At 72.2% G+C, this 18905-nt stretch carries 16 protein-coding genes; 9 read left to right on the plus strand and 7 right to left on the minus strand.

Going from position 1 to position 18905, the window contains the following annotated elements; all coding sequences use genetic code 11:
* Positions 1 to 154: 154 nt before the first annotated feature.
* The 3 genes from IF67_RS0100180 to IF67_RS0100190 all read right to left on the minus strand — a co-directional run bounded on the left by IF67_RS0100180 (position 155) and on the right by IF67_RS0100190 (position 2397).
* The gene (locus tag IF67_RS0100180) at positions 155 to 532 is read right to left on the minus strand and encodes a helix-turn-helix domain-containing protein (RefSeq protein ID WP_030981114.1); all 378 of its coding nucleotides are present in this window, start codon (positions 530 to 532) and stop codon (positions 155 to 157) included.
* Between the two features lie 64 nt (positions 533 to 596).
* Positions 597 to 1616, minus strand: coding sequence for a hypothetical protein (locus IF67_RS0100185; RefSeq protein ID WP_234340934.1), 1020 nt, complete (start codon positions 1614 to 1616; stop codon positions 597 to 599).
* Between the two features lie 310 nt (positions 1617 to 1926).
* Positions 1927 to 2397, minus strand: coding sequence for a hypothetical protein (locus tag IF67_RS0100190; RefSeq protein WP_030981116.1), 471 nt, complete (start codon positions 2395 to 2397; stop codon positions 1927 to 1929).
* Positions 2398 to 2505: 108 nt separating this feature from the next.
* Here IF67_RS0100190 and IF67_RS46120 point away from each other — a divergent pair, with 108 nt between their 5' ends.
* From IF67_RS46120 to IF67_RS0100210, 3 genes are all read left to right on the plus strand, one after another.
* Positions 2506 to 4683, plus strand: coding sequence for a serine/threonine-protein kinase (locus tag IF67_RS46120; protein WP_037838566.1), 2178 nt, complete (start codon positions 2506 to 2508; stop codon positions 4681 to 4683).
* Between the two features lie 129 nt (positions 4684 to 4812).
* The gene (locus IF67_RS0100205) at positions 4813 to 6513 is read left to right on the plus strand and encodes a succinic semialdehyde dehydrogenase (protein ID WP_030981117.1); all 1701 of its coding nucleotides are present in this window, start codon (positions 4813 to 4815) and stop codon (positions 6511 to 6513) included.
* Between the two features lie 20 nt (positions 6514 to 6533).
* On the plus strand, positions 6534 to 8420 hold the full coding sequence (locus IF67_RS0100210) for a GMC oxidoreductase (protein WP_030981118.1): 1887 nt from the start codon (positions 6534 to 6536) through the stop codon (positions 8418 to 8420).
* Positions 8421 to 8489: 69 nt separating this feature from the next.
* On the opposite strand, the gene IF67_RS0100215 is transcribed toward IF67_RS0100210, so the two are convergent.
* Positions 8490 to 9596: an LAETG motif-containing sortase-dependent surface protein gene (locus tag IF67_RS0100215; protein ID WP_030981119.1), complete on the minus strand. Its 1107-nt coding sequence runs from the start codon at positions 9594 to 9596 to the stop codon at positions 8490 to 8492.
* A 1035-nt stretch (positions 9597 to 10631) separates the two neighbouring features.
* Positions 10632 to 10937: a chorismate mutase gene (locus IF67_RS0100220; RefSeq protein WP_030981120.1), complete on the minus strand. Its 306-nt coding sequence runs from the start codon at positions 10935 to 10937 to the stop codon at positions 10632 to 10634.
* Between the two features lie 250 nt (positions 10938 to 11187).
* Here IF67_RS0100220 and guaA point away from each other — a divergent pair, with 250 nt between their 5' ends.
* From guaA to IF67_RS0100240, 4 genes are all read left to right on the plus strand, one after another.
* Positions 11188 to 12774, plus strand: a complete 1587-nt coding sequence (gene guaA, locus IF67_RS0100225) for a glutamine-hydrolyzing GMP synthase (protein WP_030981121.1) — start codon at positions 11188 to 11190, stop codon at positions 12772 to 12774.
* A 142-nt stretch (positions 12775 to 12916) separates the two neighbouring features.
* Positions 12917 to 13561: a helix-turn-helix transcriptional regulator gene (locus tag IF67_RS0100230; RefSeq protein ID WP_030981122.1), complete on the plus strand. Its 645-nt coding sequence runs from the start codon at positions 12917 to 12919 to the stop codon at positions 13559 to 13561.
* A 5-nt stretch (positions 13562 to 13566) separates the two neighbouring features.
* A complete protein-coding gene (locus IF67_RS0100235; protein WP_030981123.1) occupies positions 13567 to 14700 on the plus strand; it encodes an aminotransferase class I/II-fold pyridoxal phosphate-dependent enzyme in 1134 nt (377 codons plus the stop codon).
* Positions 14697 to 15638 (plus strand): ornithine cyclodeaminase family protein, encoded by a 942-nt coding sequence (locus IF67_RS0100240; RefSeq protein WP_030981124.1) that lies wholly within the window; start codon positions 14697 to 14699, stop codon positions 15636 to 15638. The genes IF67_RS0100235 and IF67_RS0100240 overlap by 4 nt, the downstream gene beginning before the upstream one ends.
* Before the next feature lie 87 nt (positions 15639 to 15725).
* On the opposite strand, the gene IF67_RS0100245 is transcribed toward IF67_RS0100240, so the two are convergent.
* A complete protein-coding gene (locus IF67_RS0100245) occupies positions 15726 to 16235 on the minus strand; it encodes an SRPBCC family protein (RefSeq protein WP_030981125.1) in 510 nt (169 codons plus the stop codon).
* A gap of 142 nt (positions 16236 to 16377) precedes the next feature.
* Here IF67_RS0100245 and IF67_RS0100250 point away from each other — a divergent pair, with 142 nt between their 5' ends.
* Positions 16378 to 17163 carry a class II aldolase/adducin family protein gene (locus tag IF67_RS0100250; protein WP_030981126.1) on the plus strand — a complete coding sequence of 262 codons (786 nt, stop codon included), beginning with the start codon at positions 16378 to 16380 and terminating at the stop codon, positions 17161 to 17163.
* A 54-nt stretch (positions 17164 to 17217) separates the two neighbouring features.
* Here IF67_RS0100250 and IF67_RS0100255 read toward each other — a convergent pair whose 3' ends face one another.
* Positions 17218 to 17976, minus strand: a complete 759-nt coding sequence (locus tag IF67_RS0100255) for a DUF4239 domain-containing protein (RefSeq protein WP_030981127.1) — start codon at positions 17974 to 17976, stop codon at positions 17218 to 17220.
* Here IF67_RS0100255 and IF67_RS43535 point away from each other — a divergent pair.
* Entirely contained in the window at positions 17975 to 18133 is a 159-nt protein-coding gene (locus IF67_RS43535; protein WP_158713013.1) for a hypothetical protein, read from the plus strand. The genes IF67_RS0100255 and IF67_RS43535 overlap by 2 nt on opposite strands.
* Positions 18134 to 18905 lie beyond the last annotated feature (772 nt).

The following is an 18905-nucleotide window of genomic DNA, read 5'->3' on the forward strand; positions in this document are numbered from 1 at the left end:
CCTGGCATGCCCTAAAACCCCTGGTCAAGAGGGGCTTCGACGCTCCCTGACAGTGCGCCCCGGCTCTGGGCGACGCGTACGGCATCCCGCAGCGCCGCACTGAGCTGAGCCGACAAAAACCGCAACTGCCGTGCATCCACTGCCGGGTCGTCGATCAGCGCCTGCGCATGATCCAGTAGTCCGACGGCCATCTGGCGCCGGGTGGATCCTCGGGGTCCGGTTCGTCGCCCAGCAGGTCGGACACCGGTGAGATGGCTTGGCGCAGCGCCAGGGCGGAGGGCTGTTCGCTCTCACTGCGCACCTCGAAAGTGGCGGGCTGCCCGACGAGTGCGGACGGCTCCACGTCGAGGGCTCTCGCCAGTGCGTTGAGCGTCGTCAGCCGCGCCGTCCGGCGTACGCCTTGTTCGAGTTTGCGGACGATATCGACGCACAGGCCCGCTCGCTCGACGAGGCCCTCCTGCGTCAGCTTCCGGCGTGCGCGCAGCCGGGCGATGCGCTCACCGATACCGGGTTCCTCTTGGAACAACTCCATGGCCACCCCCGCGGGAAGGACGTACCGACCACGGTACGCCTGCGCACGGCGCGGCACGCTGCCCCTACAACCCCCCGTTCCGCCCCACCGCCGCGGCCCGGAACCCCTCCGTCCGCATGCCGCCGTACGGGCCGAAGCCGCGTCCGCCGGCCAGGACGACCACCGAGGTCATGGCCGCCAGGGCGTAGGCCGTCGTGGCGAGCGACAGGGCGCCCTCGGGGGTCTCGAAGGAGCGGTTGAAGAAGTCCGTCACGGTCAGCCAGACGACCATCCGCACGGTCACATACAGCTCCAGCGCCGCGAACACCAGGAGGGCGCCGCGCACTTCCCGTCGCCCCGGGAGGGCCAGCGCACCGAGGACGAAGAGCGCGAGCACCGATCCGACGGTGGTGAACTCGGTGGGCGCCGCCAGGTCGAGCGTGCCGAGGACCGAACCGTCGACCACCGCGCGCAGATAGTGGCCCGTGCCCACCCCGGTCAGATCGCGGACGGCCCAGCCGATCCGTGCCAGGCCCATCAGCAGGAACAGCACCCCGCAGATCCGGGACGAGCGGCGCCACCACGCTTCCGGGGCGTCCGCCGCTCCTGGAGCGCTCGGGTGCACCCCGCGGCGCCGCTCGGTGGCCGGGAACATCGCGAGCAGCACCACCAGCGCCACCACCAGCCCCAGACCGCGGGTGGCGAGCGCCCAGCCGCCCAGCGGGTCGTGGCGGTACTGGTCGCGGTAGGCGGCGTCGAAGAGGCCCAGGCCCTCCCGCAGGGAGACGGCGAGCAGTACGAAACCGGACAGCAGCGCGGCGGAGCGCGCCACCCGCCGCTGGGCCAGCGCCAGCCCGGCGATCACCAGGAACGCGACGGACAAGGCCCACTCGTACGGGCCGAGGACCTGGGTCGTGAGGGAGGCGCCCGGGTTGAACATGCCCTCCAGGAAGTCCCAGGCGTTGCCGTCCCCTTGGCGGATTCCGTAGACCGTCCAGGCGGTCAGTACGCCGGAGTAGCCGGCCAGGGACAGGGCGGTCGCGAGGTAGGCGTCGCTGTGCTCCGGGGCGGCCCGGCCCGGATCGGGCCTCGGACGGACGTCCACCGTTCCACCGTCCTGCATCACCACGACCGACCCCCGATCCGCCTCTCGTAGCCGTCCTACAGGTCGTTCCCGTACGACAGCCTCACTGTGTCAAGGACGGTGGTGGAGCAGGTGGAGGTTCCACCCCGTGTGTCGTGTGGTCGGTTTGTCGGGTGACCCGTGTGACGTGCGGTCAGGTGACCGGGCGGGCCGTGTGACGTGCGGTCAGGTGACCGGGTGGGCCGTGTGATGTGCGGTCAGGTGACCGGGTGGGCGTTGTGCGCCGTGTCCCGTGCGATCAGGTGTGCCGTGGGGTCCGGGTTCCGGATGGTCAGCGCACATGCCGGGCGGTGGCCGCGATGAAGTCCCGTATGCCCTGGCGGGTGGTGGTCCGCAGGGCGGTGAGGGCCTCCTGGTCGCGGGCCCAGTGCAGCTCGGTCGTCGACGACATCACCTGCTCGCTGCGCTCCAGTATCTCGGCGTCGTCCGTCACCATCTGGGCCCGGAACATGGCTTCTTGGGCGGTGTAGCGGGTCTTGTACACCTCCTCGCGCAGCTCCGGGGAGTCCTCGTCGCAGCGGCCCTCCTCGTGGAGCACGAACCAGCGGTGGACGAGGACCCGCCGGTAGTCCAGCAGCGCTCCGGCGTAGGCGCAGTACGCATCGATACGTTCCTGCCGCAGCCGCTCGGCGCGGGCGAACTGCTCGCTGCGCCCGGCCGCCCTGCTCTGGAAGAAATGGGTGATGCCGGAACCCAGCAGGGTGCCGATGACGGCCACAACGCTCGCAACAACTGCCTCCATGGGAGCAGTGGACCACAGCGGTCCGGGCCGGCGTCAGGCCATGGGCGACCATGGCCGGTCCCTGGGGTGCGCCCTTCCGGTGGGGTGCCGGTGCGGCAAGATGGAGCCATGGGGATCATCGGGGGCGAGGGTCGGCTGATCGGGGGCCGCTACCGCCTGGGAATACGGCTGGGACGCGGCGGAATGGGCACGGTCTGGCGCGCCACCGACGAGATCCTTGGGCGCCAAGTGGCAGTCAAGGAGCTGCACTTGGACGAGGGGACGACCGAGACCGAGGCGCGGGTGCAGCGCGAGCGGGCGATGCGCGAGGCACGGACGGTCGCCCGGATCAAGCACCCCAATGTGATTGTCGTCCATGACGTCGTCGAGCAGGACGGCCGGCCGTGGATCGTGATGGAGCTGGTGGAGGGCCCGTCGCTGGCCGACCGGCTCCAGAGCGGCGGACCGGTCGCACCGCGCGAGGCCGCCCGGATCGGCGTCGCGCTGCTGGGCGCGCTGCACGCCGCGCACGCCCTCGGGGTGCTGCACCGCGACATCAAGCCCGCGAACGTTCTGATGGAGCCGGGCAGCGGCCGCGTCGTGCTCACCGACTTCGGTATCGCCCAGGTCCCCGGCGTCACGACCCTGACCGACGCCGGCGGCTTTGTCGGCTCACCCGAATACACCGCGCCGGAGCGGATGGCCGGCCGCGGCGCCGGTCCCGAGGCCGATCTCTGGTCGCTCGGGGTGCTGCTGTGTGTCGCGCTCAGCGGCGAATCGCCGTTCCGCCGCGACTCGTTGGGCGGTGTGCTGCATGCCGTCGTGTACGACGAGATCGAACTCCCCGAGGCCGCCCGCCCGTTGCACGCCGTCGTGCACGGGTTGCTGGAGCGGGACACGGGGCGCCGCCTGGGGGCGGGCGAAACGGAGCGGCTGCTGCGCGGCTATCTCCAGTCGGGCCGCGCGCCGGAGCGCGGAACGGGCGGGCACGGGGGGCACGGGCCCAGCCCCGGCCGCTTCCCGGGTCACGGTCTCGGCGGCGGGGCAACGGGCCTGGCCGCGGAGGCCGCGGAGGCGGTGGCGGGGGCGGAAGCGGAAGCGGGAACGAGCGGACCGGCGGGGCCGAAGGGGGCCGGGGGAGCGGCCGGATCGCCGGGAGCGGGCAGCTCGACGGGACCGGGCGGACCGCCGGGAGCGGGCGAATCGCCGACACCGAGCGGCTCCCCGACACCGGGCGGGCACCGCCCCGGCGACCCGGCGACTCCGCGCCACCCCGGCCCCGACGCCCACACCTCCCCGTACGACGGCCCCGGCGGCGGCCTGCCCGACGAGCAGCCGCCCAACGAGCACCGTCCCCACCAGCACCCGCCCCATGAACACCGGGCCGGCGAGCACCCGTCCGGCGAGCACCCGTCCGGCGAGCACCCGTCCGGCGAGCACCCGCCCGGCGAGGACCCCCTCACCGCGGATACGCCGCCTTCCCCCGCCGGCCCGGCCGGGGTGTCCGACGGAGGCGGCGCCGGGCGTACGGGAAGACGGGCGGGCGGCCGCGGCCCGGCCGCGCCGATCCGTGCGGCGCTCGACGACCGGGCGCTGGCCGCGGCCGCCCGCCCGCACACCGGCCGCACCCGCACCGTCCTGCTGGTGGCGCTCGCGGCGGTGCTGATCGGCGGCGCGGGCGCGGGCATCGCCGTCCTGCTGATGCAGGGCAGCGGGGCCGGCGACGGCTCCGACGGGCGCGGCCGGCCCAGCCGCTCCCAGCAGGCCTCGGACGCCGGGCCGACGCGGCCCACCGGCCCCGGCACGGCGAAGCCCACCGCCTCGGCCACCTCGTCGCCGTCCCCCGGTGCCAGCGGCAAGGTCCCGGCCGGCTACCGCCTCGTCAACGACCCGGCCGGCTTCGTGCTCGCCGTACCGGACGGCTTCACACGCTCGTACGAGAACGAGCGCGTCTACTACTCCTCCCAGGGCAAGCGGTTCCGCATCGGCATCCAGTTGCAGAAGCGGGTGCCGGAGGGGCCGCTGGGCGCGATGCGTACGGCGGACGCGGAGGGCCCCGTCCACTACCCCGGCTACCGTCAGGGGCAGGTCACCGAGACCACCCACAACGGACTCCGGGCCGGACGCTGGGAGTTCGTCTGGGACGGCGGCGCCCAGGACGGCGGCCCCCGGTACACCTACGACCTCAGCTGGGACGAGGGCGGCAAGATGATCGACGTGTGGATCTCCTCCCCGGTCGGCTCGCGCACCGAGGCCGAGCGGCACTTCGACACCGCGCTCGACGCGTTCCGGCTGCCCGGGGCCTGACCCCGGCCTCCCGGTCGTCCCAGGCCGGCACCCTTGCGGCCAGCGAACACTGGCGCGATTGTGCGTACGGCGTGAAAACTCATTACTCCCGGGTACACAAAGCGTCCGGGGAGGAATACGCTCGCCGACATGACGGACTCGCAGGACACCGGAACAGCCCCCACCGCCGCCGACGAGGCCCCCGCCGAGGCTCCCGCAGCCCCCGCAGCAACCGCCGCCGACGAGGCCCCCGCCGCGCCCGTCGAGGGCAACCCGGTGGCCCCTGCCCCGGCAGGCGCCCGTACGGCGGCGGACGTGGTCACGCCCGAGGTCGCCGCCCGGCTCACCCGCGGTGTGGTGGGTGGGGGAGGCCGCACCGCCAACCACACCCCGTTCACCGGGGAGAAGCTGGCCGACCTGCCGGAGTCCACCCCCGAGGACGTCGCCACCGCCTTCGAGCGGGCCCGTGCCGCCCAGGAGCGCTGGGCCAGGGTCCCGGTCAAGCAGCGCGCCGCGGTCCTGCTCCGCTTCCACGACCTGGTGCTGCGCCGCCAGGCCGAGGTGCTCGACCTGATCCAGCTGGAGACCGGCAAGGCGCGGCTGCACGCCCATGAGGAGGTGCAGGCGGTCACCGTCACCGCCCGCCACTACGGCCGCAAGGCCCACGCCTACCTCAAGCCCAAGGCCCGCACCGGCGTCGTACCGACCCTCACCAAGGTCACCGAACTCCGCCAGCCCCGGGGCGTCGTCGGGCAGATCGCCCCCTGGAACTACCCCTTCGAGCTGTCCGTGGGCGACGCCCTGCCGGCCTTCGTCGCGGGCAACGCCGTCGTCATGAAGCCCGACACGGAGACCGCGCTGACCGCGCTGTGGGCCCGTGAGCAGCTCATCGAGGCCGGGCTGCCGGAGGACGTCTGGCAGGTCGTGCTCGGGGAGGGTCCGGTCGTCGGCCCCGCCGTCGTCGAGCACGCCGACTATGTCTCCTTCACCGGCTCGACCCGTACGGGCCGCGAGGTCGCACAGGGCGCGGCCGCCCGCCTGGTCGGCGTCTCCCTCGAACTCGGCGGCAAGAACGCCATGCTGGTGCTCCAGGACGCCGATGTGGAGAAGGCCGCGTCCGGCGCGGTCCGCGGCTGCTTCTCCTCCGCGGGCCAGCTGTGCATCTCCATCGAGCGGCTGTACGTCCACGAGTCCATCGCCGACGACTTCCTCCAGCGGTTCGCCGCCCGGACGAAGGCGATGCGGCTGGGCAACTCCCTCGCCTACGGCGCCGACATGGGCTCGCTGGTCGGCGAGCGCCAGCTGGAGACCGTCACCCGCCATGTCGAGGAGGCCGTCGCCAAGGGCGCCGAGCTGGTCGCCGGCGGCCGCCCCCGCCCCGACATCGGCCCGCTCTTCTACGAGCCGACCATCCTCGACGGCGTCCAGGCCCCGATGGCGGTCTGCGGCGAGGAGACCTTCGGCCCGGTCGTCTCGATCTATCGCTTCAGCGACGAGGACGAGGCGGTGGCGCTCGCCAACGCCACGCCGTACGGCCTGAATTCCAGCGTCTGGACCAAGGACGGCCGCCGCGGCCGCGCGATCGCCGCCCGGCTGCGGACGGGCACGGTCAACGTCAATGAGTCCTACGCGGCCGGCTACGGCAGTGTGCAGGCGCCGATGGGCGGCATGGGGGACTCGGGCCTGGGCCGCCGGCACGGCTCCGAGGGCATCCTCAAGTACACCGAGGCGCAGACCGTCGCCCAGCAGCGGCTGATGCCGCTCGCGCCGTCCTTCGGGATGACCGATGAGAAGTACGCACAGTTCATGACCCGCAGTTTGCGCGCGATGAAGGCGTTCCGACTCCGCTAACAATTCAGCAGGGAGAGCCAGTGCCCCAGGAGAACTCTGCCCGAAATCAGGACCGGAACGGCGACCGGGACGCCCATGACACCCACGATGCCCCTGACGCCGACGGCTCCCAGGACGACGGGTACGACTACGACGTGCTCGTCGTCGGCTCCGGCTTCGGCGGCTCGGTCTCCGCACTCCGGCTGACCGAGAAGGGCTACCGCGTCGGCGTCCTCGAAGCCGGCCGCCGCTTCACCCGCGAGACGCTCCCGAAGAACTCCTGGGACCTCAAGAGCTATCTGTGGGCCCCTGCCCTCGGCCTCTACGGCATCCAGCGCATCCACCTGCTGGGGAATGTCATGGTCCTGGCGGGTGCCGGGGTCGGCGGGGGTTCGCTGAACTACGCCAACACCCTCTACGTACCGCCCGAGCCGTTCTTCGACGACCCGCAGTGGAAGCACATCACCGACTGGCAGGCGGAGCTGAAGCCGTACTACGACCAGGCCCAGCGGATGCTGGGCGTACGGCTCAACCCCACGATGACGCCGTCCGATGTACATCTGAAGGCGACCGCGCAGGCCATGGGCGTCGGCGACTCCTTCCACATGGCGCCGGTCGGGGTGTTCTTCGGGGACGGCCGGGACGCCGTCGGCGAGGAGGGGGCCGCAGCCGCGAAGGCGGCGCCCGGGGAAGAGGTCGCGGACCCGTACTTCGGTGGTGCGGGCCCCTCCCGCAAGGCGTGCACCGAGTGCGGCGAGTGCATGACGGGCTGCCGCCACGGCGCGAAGAACACCCTCAACGAGAACTACCTCTACCTCGCCGAGCGGGCGGGAGCCGTCATCCACCCGATGACCTCCGTCGTCGCGCTCACCGAGGACTCCCGCGGCGGCTTCGCCGTCAGCACGCTGCCGACCGACAACAAGAAGAAGGGCGCGGGCCGTACGTTCACGGCCCGGCGCGTGATCATCGCGGCCGGCACCTACGGCACACAGAGCCTGCTGCACCGTATGAAGGACAGCGGACGGCTCCCGTACCTCTCCGGCCGGCTCGGCTCGCTGACCCGTACCAACTCCGAGGCGCTGGTGGGTGCGCAGACCGACAACCGCCGCTACCGCAAGCGGCACGGTGCCCAGAAGGCCGACTTCACCAAAGGCGTGGCGATCACGTCGTCGATCCACCCCGACGAGAACACCCACATCGAGCCGGTGCGCTACGGCAAGGGCTCCAACGCGATGGGTGGCATGACGATCCTCCAGGTTCCCTACCGGCCCACCGGACGCGTCGCGGGCTGGCTGGGCAACGTGGCCCGCCACCCCTGGCTGGCGCTCCGCTCGCTCTCCAACCGCCGCTGGTCGGAGCGGACCATCATCGGCCTGGTCATGCAGTCCCTCGACAACTCCCTGACGACGTACCGGAAGCCGAAGGGGCTGGGCAAGGGCCTGCTCACCGCACGCCAGGGCCACGGGGCCCCGAACCCGAACCAGATCCCCGAGGCCACCCAGGCGGCGACGCTGCTGTCCGAGGAGATCAACGGCTTCGCGGGCTCCAACATCGGGGAGCTGATGGGCACTCCGCTCACCGCGCACTTCCTCGGCGGCTGCCCGATCGGAGACTCGGGCGACTCCGGTGTCATCGACCCCTACCACCGCCTCTACGGCCACCCGGGCATCTCGGTCGTCGACGGCGCCGCTGTCTCCGCCAACCTCGGCGTCAACCCGTCCCTGACGATCACCGCGCAGGCCGAGCGCGCGATGTCGTTGTGGCCCAACAAGGGCGAGCCCGACCCGCGCCCCGCCCAGGGCCGGGCCTACCAGCGGCTGGCCCCCGTCGAGCCGGTCCGCCCCGCCGTCCCCCGAGAGGCGTTCGGCGCGCTGACCCTGCCGTTCGTGGCCGTCCCGCCGGTACCGCCGAAGAAGTCCCTGACGTAGGGCGGTTGCCCGCGCACGACGGAGAGCCGCACCCGGCCCGGGTGCGGCTCTCCTCGGGGGCGCCCGCCGTTACGCGGCGACGGCACCGTCCGTCTTACGACGCCGGACCACGAAAATGGCGCCCGCACCCACGGCCATGGCGACACCGCCCACGATGCCGATGGTGGGCAGCGCGGAGGAGGCACCGGTCTCGGCGAGGTTGCCGGTCACCGGCAGCTTGGCCATGCCGTCCTTCGGCTCGGTGGTGTTGACCGGCTTCCCGCCGCCCTGCGTACCGGGCTTGTTGCCGGGCTTGCCGGGCTTGCCGGGCTTGCCGGGCTTGGCCGGCGGGATCTCGCCCGGCTTGCTGCCGGCGGGCAGGATCGTGAAGTCGTACCACTGCTCCTCGGACCAGCCGCAGGAGCCGTCCTTGTTCCGGTAGTCGCCCGCCACCAGCGCGAAGCCGTCACCGGCCTCGGCGCCCTTGTCGGCGCGGATCCGCAGCTTGAGCTGCGCGGTCCGGTGCGCGTCGAGCTGGAACCAGCCGAAGTACTGGCCGTCGGTCCACTCGTCGAACGAGGTCCACTTGCCGGTGTCCGGGTTCTGGTACTCCAGGTCGAGCTGCGACTTGGGGTGCTCGAAGTTCCCGGTCGGCACCGCGTAGATGACCGGGTAGACCTCGTCCAGCGTGTGGTCCGTGGTGTTGGCGAGGTGCACGCTGAAGCCCTTCCAGCCGCCGCCCGCGACGAGCTTGGAGGGCAGGCCGGCGACGGTCACCTTGATGGCGGCGTCGTCGACCGTGCAGTCGGGCTCGTCCCCGGGCTCGCCCGGATCGGTGGGCTCGGCCGGGGTGGAGGGCTCGGCGGAGTCGCTGGGCTCGGTGCCGCCGCCAGGGGTGGCCGGGGTGGCCGGGGTGGCCGGCCCGGTGTCGTCCCCGTTCCCGGTCTGGCCGCCGGACTCGGTGTCGTCGCCCGGGGTGTCGTCGCCCGGCGCGGTCTCGTCACCGGTGCCCGGGGTCTCCGGCTGCGTGGTGGTGTCGTCGGACGGGTCCGAGCCGGGGGTGCCCGGGGTCGGCTCGGCGCTCACGCCGGCCTCGGTGTCGGGGCCGGTCGCGAACGCGGCAGGGGCCGCCAGCAGGGCGGCGGGGGCTATGACGGCCGTCGCGGCGGCAGCCGTCAGGGCACGGCGAAGCTTCATCGAGAAGACCTCTCGGGTCCAAAGTGCCGTGGGGCACACGTGGGTGGCGGGCCGTCGCGGTGGGGCGCGGTAGGGCCGTGCGATTGCAGGTACATGACCGGCCATGGCCAAAAAAGGTTGTCCACTCAAATAAAAATGCGCCAGTGATGACGGTCACATCCGTCACAGCGGCCTCACAGGAAACCCACAGGCGGCGCACAGAACGGGCCCCCGCGAGGGGCCGTGCGCCGGGCGCACTCCCGGCACAGCGAAGGGCCCCGGACACCGTCCGCGAGGGGGGTGCGGACGGCCACGGGGCCCTTTGCTTTCGGTGCCGGCGTCAGGGCAGCGCCGGCACCGACGGGCGGCGCTGGGGGGGGGGTAGCGCCGCTGGCTCTTGGGGTGGTGCGTGCGGGTGCGGATACCGCGCGGGCCGGACCCATGGCAGTGCAAAAGTCCATACCGGATGCGGTAGGTCGTTCGTCAAGCATCGTCCTGGATACGCCTCACCTGGCGCAACCGTTTCGACCGGATGCGGTCGGTCCCGGGCGTCCCCAGGACCGACCACCCCATCGGATGTGACCGGGCTGCTGTCCCCTGCTGACCGGCCACGGCACCGGAGTGAGGTCCCACGACGCGGGCCGCGGCAAGCGGCCGGCGTCTCATCGCTCCGGGTTTCCGCCCGTGGGGCGGCGGCTACGCGTAGTCCTGCAAGTCCGCGCCTGGCTGGCGTGGCACCGGGAACAACGAAGCCTCGCAGCGGCCGGTCACGCGCCGTACGGGTGAGTCGGCAACCGAACGCGGATCCGGCAGCTGCGCCGGGGCGCATGCACCCTGACCACGCGCCCCGAGCGGCCCGGAAACCGACCGTATGCCGTCCAGATCCAGCCACGCAGGGCCCCGGGCCCGCCGTCCCCGGAGCCGCCCGAACACCGTCCGGATCCAGCCATCGGTTATCCGGTATCCGGCAGCGACGTGCCGGCCGTCCCCGGCCGGCCGTGCTCCCGGGGCGTCCGCGCTCCCGGGGGCGGCCGCCCTCCCCGCTTCCCGCCCGCCTCAGATCTGGCCCCGGGACAGCTCCAGCAGGGTCATGGCCAGCGCGGTGCCCGGCTTGCCGAGCTGGCCGCGGTAGTGGTCGAGGATCTCCATCTCGCGGGAGAGGTTCACCCGGCGTCCGCCGGAGGTGAGGCGCTCGCGCTGGATGACGGCCGAGACGGCCATCCGTTCCTGTACGAGGCCGATGATCCGGCCGTCGAGATCGTCGATCCGCTGCCGGGCGTCGCTGATGATCCCGGCCGCCTCGGGCGTGTGGGCGCCGGTGCCGGGGGCGGGTGCGGTGGTGGTGTGGGTCTCGGTGCTCATGTCGTCTCTCCTGGGGTGAGTGGCCCCGGAGCCGCTGATCGGTCCCGACAGACGCAGGCGCCCCGGACCATTTCGGCCCGGGGCGCCTGGGAAGTTGCTTGTCAGTGGATCAAGCAGCACGACCATGGCAGCCGGACGGGCCGGTGCCATAGGTAAAGACGAAGGTCAGCTGCTTGGACATGGGGCTCAGTATGAGCCCGTTAGAATCGAAAGTCCAACCCCTGCTCCACACCGCCGGAAGGCCGCCGAAGTGCCATCAGCGCCCCCTGCCGCTGCCCCGGACGTCGTCCTCGTAGTCGACTTCGGCGCACAGTACGCCCAGCTCATCGCCCGACGGGTCCGTGAGGCCCGGGTCTACAGCGAGATCGTGCCGTCCACCATGCCGGTGGCGGAGATGCTCGCCAAGAACCCGAAGGCGATCATCCTCTCCGGCGGTCCCTCGTCGGTCTACGCCGAAGACGCCCCCAGCCTCGACCGCTCGCTCTTCGAGGCCGGTGTCCCGGTCTTCGGAATGTGCTACGGATTCCAGCTCATGGCCACCACCCTTGGTGGCACCGTCGACAACACCGGCGCCCGTGAGTACGGCCGTACCCCCCTGACCGTCTCCCGCCCCGGCTCCACCCTCTTCGAGGGCACGCCCGCCGAGCAGCCGGTGTGGATGTCGCACGGCGACGCCTGCTCCGCCGCCCCCGAGGGCTTCACGGTCACCGCGTCCACGGACGTGGTGCCGGTCGCCGCCTTCGAGAACGACGAGAAGAAGCTCTACGGCGTCCAGTACCACCCCGAGGTCATGCACTCCACGCACGGCCAGCAGGTCCTGGAGCACTTCCTCTACCGCGGCGCGGGCATCGAGCCGAGCTGGACCACCACCAGCGTGGTCGAGGAGCAGGTCGCCGCGATCCGCGCCCAGGTCGGCACCAAGCGCGCCATCTGCGCGCTGTCCGGCGGCGTGGACTCCTCGGTGGCCGCGGCCATCGTGCAGAAGGCCATCGGCGACCAGCTGACCTGCGTCTACGTCGACCACGGCCTCCAGCGCAAGGGCGAGTCCGAGCAGGTCGAGAAGGACTTCGTGGCCGCCACCGGCGTCCAGCTGAAGGTCGTCGACGCCGAGGAGCGCTTCCTGACCGCGCTGGCCGGGGTCAGCGACCCCGAGCAGAAGCGGAAGATCATCGGACGCGAGTTCATCCGCGTCTTCGAGCAGGCCCAGGCCGAGCTGGTCGCCGAGGCCGGCGCCGAGGGCGAGGAAGTCGCGTTCCTGGTCCAGGGCACGCTCTACCCGGACATCGTCGAGTCCGGCGGCGGCACGGGCACCGCCAACATCAAGTCGCACCACAACGTCGGCGGGCTCCCCGACGACATCGAGTTCCAGCTCGTCGAGCCGCTGCGGCAGCTGTTCAAGGACGAGGTCCGGATGGTCGGCTCCGAGCTCGGCCTGCCGGACGAGATCGTCCACCGCCAGCCGTTCCCCGGCCCCGGCCTCGGCATCCGCATCGTCGGCGAGGTCACCAAGGAGCGTCTGGACCTGCTGCGCGAGGCCGACGCCATCGCCCGCGAGGAGCTGACCGCGGCCGGTCTGGACCGCGAGATCTGGCAGTGCCCGGTGGTCCTGCTCGCCGATGTCCGCTCGGTCGGCGTCCAGGGCGACGGCCGTACGTACGGCCACCCGATCGTGCTGCGCCCGGTGTCCTCCGAGGACGCGATGACCGCGGACTGGACCCGGATGCCGTACGACGTGCTGGCGCGGATCTCCACCCGCATCACCAACGAGGTCGCCGACGTCAACCGCGTCGTCCTCGATGTCACCAGCAAGCCCCCGGGCACCATCGAGTGGGAGTGACCCCACCCGCCGGGTCGGAGTGATCCCACCGACCGCCTGATGACGCCGCCGCTCAGCCTGTGCTGAGCGGCGGCGTTGTCGTTGGTGGCGCGGCGACGCCCGCGTATGGACTTTCTGTCCAGTCTGGACTTACAGTCCAAGCATGGGACAAGCAGAAGAGGGTCGGGACCCCCGTGTGCGGATGTGGGCGCCGGTGTGCCAGGCCGTCGCGCGGTTGCTCGGTCCGTACGCCGAGGTGGTGCTGCACGACCCGGACACCGACCGGGTCCTGGAGATCTGGAATCCGATGAGCTCCCGTGGCCCGGGGGACCCCTCCCTGCTCGGCGAACTGGACGGGCTCGACCCGTCGCCGCAGGGCGTGTACGGGCCGTACGAGAAGCTGCTCGCGGACGGCCGCCGGCTCTCGTCGGTGAGCGCGGTCCTGCGCGATGCGCACGACCGGCCGTCGGCCGTGCTGTGCATCAACCTCGACCGCACCCCGCTGGAACAGGCCGCGGCGGTGCTGTCCGCCTTCGGCGCCCCGACCGTGCAGCGCCCCGAGCCGCTGTTCGAGCAGGACTGGTCCGAGCGCATCCAGCACATCATCGGCAGCCACGTCCGCGAAACGGGCCGTCCCGTCGAGCGCATGACCCGTCAGGACCGCCTGGCCGTCCTCGGCCGGCTGGACGAGGCCCGGGTGTTCGCGGTGCGCCGCGCCGCGCCGGTCGTGGCCGGAGCCCTGCGGGTGTCCCGGTCCACCGTCTACGGCCTGCTGGCCGACCTCAGAGCATCCAGCGCGAAGGACTGACCACCATGACCCGGCTGCCCGACTTCCGCCTCGAAACCTACTTCTCCCGCTGGGAGTTCACCGCCCGCCATCACCTGACCGCCTCCGACGTCCAGACCATGACACTCGCCGAGCTGCTCGGGCTGGCCGACGACAAGGACCGGGGGGCCTTCGAGAACCTGTCCCTGGGCTACACCGAGACCTTCGGCGACCCGGCCCTGCGGGAAGTGATCGCCCAGACGTACGAGCAGGCCGACGCGGACGACGTCATCTGCTTCGCGGGCGCCGAGGAAGCCCTGTATCTGGCGATGAACGTGCTGCTCGGCGCCGGTGACCACGCGGTGGTGGTGACTCCGAACTACCAGGCCGCCGAGACCGTGCCGCTGGCGCTGTGCGAGGTCACCGGCGTGGCCCTCGACGCGGACCGGGACTGGGCCCTGGACCTCGACGAGGTGGCGGCGGCGATCCGGCCGAACACCCGGGTCGTGTCGGTGAACTTCCCCAACAACCCGACCGGCAAGGTCCTCGATGCCGCCGACTTCCGCGCGCTGGTCCGCCTGTGCGACGAGCGCGGCATCCACCTGTTCAGCGACGAGGTCTACCGCGGCCTGGAACGCGACCCGGCCCGCACCCTGCCGCAGGCCGCCGATGTGTCCGAGCGCGCGCTGTCGTTGAACGTGACCTCGAAGTCCCTGGGGCTTCCCGGGCTGCGCATCGGCTGGATCACCTGCCGCGACCGCGCGCTGCGCGCCCGTCTGGAGCGGGCCAAGCACTACACCACCATCTGCAACTCCGCTCCCAGCGAGGTCCTGGCCCGTATCGCCCTGAAGGCCCGCGAGACGATCCTGCACCGTAACCGGGCCCTGATCGCCGCCAATCTGCCGGCCTTCGACGCGTTCTTCGCCGAGTTCGCGGACGACTTCGAGTGGCGGCGGCCGGACGGCGGATGCGTCGCCTACCCCCGCTACCTCGGTGCCGACGGAGTGGAGGAGTTCTGCACCCGTCTGGTCGAGGAAGCCGGCGTCCTGCTGCTGCCCGCGAGCATCTACCGCTCCGAACTCACCGCCACTCCTACCGACCGGTTCCGCATCGGCATCGGCCGCCGCCACCCGGAAGTGGGCCTGGCGGCCTTCGCCGACTGGATGCGGGCGCGCCGATGACGCTTCCTGTGTTCGACGCGGCCGCCATCGAACGGGCCGTCACCTCGCGGCTCGTCCTCGACACCGTCCGTGCGGCGCTGATCGCACACGCGGAAGGCCGTACCAGCGTGCCGCCGCCCCTGCACCTGGACTTCCCCGAGGCCGACGGGGACTGCCACGTCAAAGCGGGCCGGATCACCGGGGCCGCCGACTTCACCGTCAAGATCGCGACCGGCTTCTACGGCAACCCGGCGCGGGGCCTCCCCGCCAACCACGGTCTGGTCTGCGTCGTCAGCGCCCGCACCGGACAGCCTCGCGCCCTCTTCGACGACCGCGGTCTGCTGACCGCTTGGCGCACCGCCGCCGCGGGCGCGCTGATCACCCATGCCATGGCCCGGCCCGACGCCGGCACGCTGGCCGTCTTCGGCACCGGCGAACAGGCCCGTCTCCAGGCGCTCTGGCTGGCCGGACTCCGGCCGCTCGGCCCGGTCCTGGTCCACGGCCGCACCCCGGAGCGGGCCCGCGCCCTGTGCGAGGCACTCGGTGCACACGGTCTGGCCGCCCGGCCCGCCGCGGCGGCGCAGGCGGCCCAGGCCGACATGATCATCACCGCGACGCCGGCCACGTCCCCCGTTCTGGATGCCGCCATGGTGCGTCCGGGCGCCCATGTGACCGGCATCGGCACGGATATGCCGCACAAGAACGAGCTGCCGCCCGCGCTCTTTGATCGCGCACGGCTCATCGCCACCGACGACCACGCCCAGTGCCTCGACCACGGAGACTTCGGCCACGCCGTCCGCGCCGGGTCCGCCGCCGAGGACGGCGACATCGCGGCCGGGCTGCTGCTCAAGGCGCCCGTCGACCGGCCGGACACCGCGATCACGGTCGCCGACCTCACCGGTGTCGGAGCACTGGACGCGGCGCTCGCCTCGGCCGTCCTCAGCCGGCTTCGGGAGTGAACGCCCAGGGACCACCGCTTCGCCGCGGCCGCCGCTCCCCGCCTCCGTCGTGGCCCGCGGGAACGGCGGCGCGGAGGAGCCGCGTCCTCAGACCCGTGCGGCCGACGCCAGCCGCTCCAGCGATGTGGCCATGGCCGGGCCCATCCGCTTCGGGAAGCCGGGCAGCTCGACGACGAGGCGGGGGAGCCGGGCGCGTGACCAGTCGTAGGTGTGGGTGACCCGGGTGGTGCCCCCGCTCCCGGTGCCGTCCATGCCCCCCGTGCCGTCAGCGTCGTCTGCGCCTTCCACGGGCGTCAGCTCGTAGCGCCAGCGCTGGCCGCCGACGAGCCGCCGGCCGCGGAACTCACCCCAGGTCTCCCAGGCGATCAGCCGGTCCTTCTCGTACTCCACCACGACGTTCACCGACCGGTACGCGATACGCCCCTGCGCCATCCCCATGCTGAACCGGTCGCCGGGGCCCAGCATCGACGGGCCCTCCGGGCAGCCGCGCAGCATGCCCGAGCCGTCCAGCTCGGCGTGCCTGGCCGGGTCCCGGAGGACGGCGAAGAGCTGCCGCGGCGTGGCCTCGATGTCCTTGCTGACCGATATGGCCCTCATGGTGCCCCCTCTGCTGCCGTTCCTGGAGCCCTCATCATGCAGGCCGGGTCATTCGCGCCGGTCACGCCCCTGGTGACCTGCGGTAGTGGAAGGTAGCTTCCGCATCGAGCATCAAGTGCCGTACGTGCCAGGAGGAGCCGCGATGCCCGAGCCGACCCCCATACCCACCGAACAACTGCATTTCGCGATGCCGCCGGCACATCAGACCATCGAGGACGAGCGGCGCCACCGCAAGGAGCGCCTGGTCGCGGCGCTGCGCCTCTTCGGACGCCTCGGTTTCGAGGAGGGCGTCGCGGGCCATATCACCGCGCGCGACCCGGAGTTCCCGCACTGCTTCTGGGTCAACCCGTTCGGGATGTCGTTCCGGCACATCACGGTCAGCGACCTGCTCATGGTCAACGCGGAGGGGAAGGTCGTCGAGGGCCGCCACCACGTCAACCAGGCGGCATTCGCCATCCATGCCCAGGTCCACCGGGCCCGTCCCGACGTCGTCGCGGCGGCCCACAGCCATTCCACGTACGGCAGGGCGCTCTCCTCGCTGGGGGAACTGCTGGACCCGATCACCCAGGACGTCTGTGCGTTCTACGAGGACCATGCGCTCTTCGACGACTACACGGGCGTGGTGGTGGACGAGGCGGAAGGACGGCGGATCGCGGCCGCGCTCGGGCCGCACAAGGCCGTGATCCTGCGCAACCACGGCCTGTTGACGGTCGGCGACTCGGTGGACGCGGCGGCGTGGTGGTTCATCACGATGGAGCGCTCCTGCCAGGTCCAGCTGACCGCGAAGGCCGCCGGAAAACCGGTCCTGATCGACCACCACAACGCCGTCCGCACTCGCGAACAGCTGGGGAACGACCTGGTGGCCTGGATCAACTACCAGCCGCTGTACCAGCAGATCGTGCGCAGCGAGCCGGATCTCTTCGACTGACGGGGGCCCTGCGGGACGGACAACGGTCGTCCCGCAGGGCCCCGCCCCCCGGCCTCAGGGATGCGGGAACAGATAGAAGAACGGCGAGGCGGTGGCGGCGATGCCGCGGCTGAACGGCGCGTCGAAGTCCCAGACGAGGAACAGCAGGAAGGCGATCAACGCGCTGAAGAGCCCGGCCATCAGCAACTCCCGCCCCGAACGCCGGATCTGGAGGGTGAACATCACGCCGATGGAAATGGCACCACCGATGATCAGCCCGAACCACACCACACCCGGCAGCGTCGAATCGGCCGCGTCCGCACGGGCGGTGCGGGCCCCGTCGGCCACCGCGACCTGGTCGACGAGGGGCTGGTAGGACTGCCCCTGGAAGTCGTTGCCCGGGTGGTAGTCGGTGACATCCGCCCGGACCTTCGTCAGCAGATCGGTGCCCTTGCGGGTCAGCTCCCCCTTCTCGGCCATCACCGGCCACTCCTTGTGCACCACATACGACACATACGCGGCGACGTCCGCGCGGATACGGTCCCGCACCGGCGCCGGGTAGGCCCGTGCCCGCGCGCTGACCTCGTGCAGCGCCTGCGCCTCGGTCCGTACGGTGTCCTCGGCCGCGCTTCTGGCCTCCCAGACTCCGGCGATGGCCAGGCCCAGCACGATCGCGTAGACCACCCCCACCATCATCGTCAGATACTCGATCACATCGGGCGTTTCGCTCGGGTCGTCGTCCTCACTGATCCGGCGCTCCTTGAGGACGGTGATGGTCAGGACGACGCCACAGGCAGCGACCATGGCGAGGGTCAGTACCAGCCATTGCGACATGGAGACCTCCTACGAGGAACGGCGCCCGGCGGAACCGGACGAGGAGCTCGAACGGGGACGCAGGGCGGCGCCGGCCAGCACGGCCGGGGCGGTGATCAGCAAGGTCGTCGTCACCACGGAGCGGCCGGCGCGCGGCTTGTGGGACACCGGCGCATAGCTGCGGGGCAGGGCGGGCGGCGAGGACGCCGGGCGGCTGACGTGCGGTTCGGGCTTGGGTGCCGGCTCGGGCGGCGGGGCCGCGGGGCGGGCACGGGGAGTGAGCGGCGGAGGCGGTGGCGGCGGCGGGGGTGGTGTCGGCCGTGGCTTGGGGGCGGGCGGTGGTGGTGGCGCGGGCTTGGGGCTCTGCGGGCGCGGCGCCGGTGCGCGGGAGGGCGTGGGCGGGGGCTTGGCCGCGGTGCAGGGAAAGTGCCAGCCGGGGGGCATGGGGAAGTCGGTCGGCACGTCCACGGGCGGCGCCGTCCCGGCATAGGCGCAGTTGTCGCCGTCGGCCGGGCGTTGCTGCCGGTCGTGAGCGGTCGCCGACGGCGCGGTGACCAGCAGCGCGGCGGCCCCGGCCAGCAGGAGGAACGCGGTGGCGGCCAGGAGCCCGGCCAGCAGGCGCCGGATGCCGCCGAGGGGGCGGACGCGCCGGGATCGGTGCCGGTGGGTGAGGTGGCAGGGTGGTGCTCCGCCGGCCTCCGGTGGTCCGCCGGGCCGGCCCCGGCAACTCGTTCCGAGCCGGCCACCCGGGCCTCCTGCTCCCCCTCCACCCCTTCCGTCCGGTCCGTTCGCCCCCTCCTGTCCGTCCAGGTCATTGCGGCTGCGCGATCCATGAGGTCCGTGTATTTGGCACACGGCGAGAGCTTGCGCAGCGCGCGGACCCCTCAGCCGTCGCCGTGCCCCGGTTCGCCCGAATAGGGGACGCGTCGGGGGTGCGCGGGCGGCCGCCG

It is taken from the genome of Streptomyces sp. NRRL S-1813, assembly GCF_000719605.1.
Taxonomy (GTDB): Bacteria; Actinomycetota; Actinomycetes; order Streptomycetales; family Streptomycetaceae; genus Streptomyces; species Streptomyces decoyicus.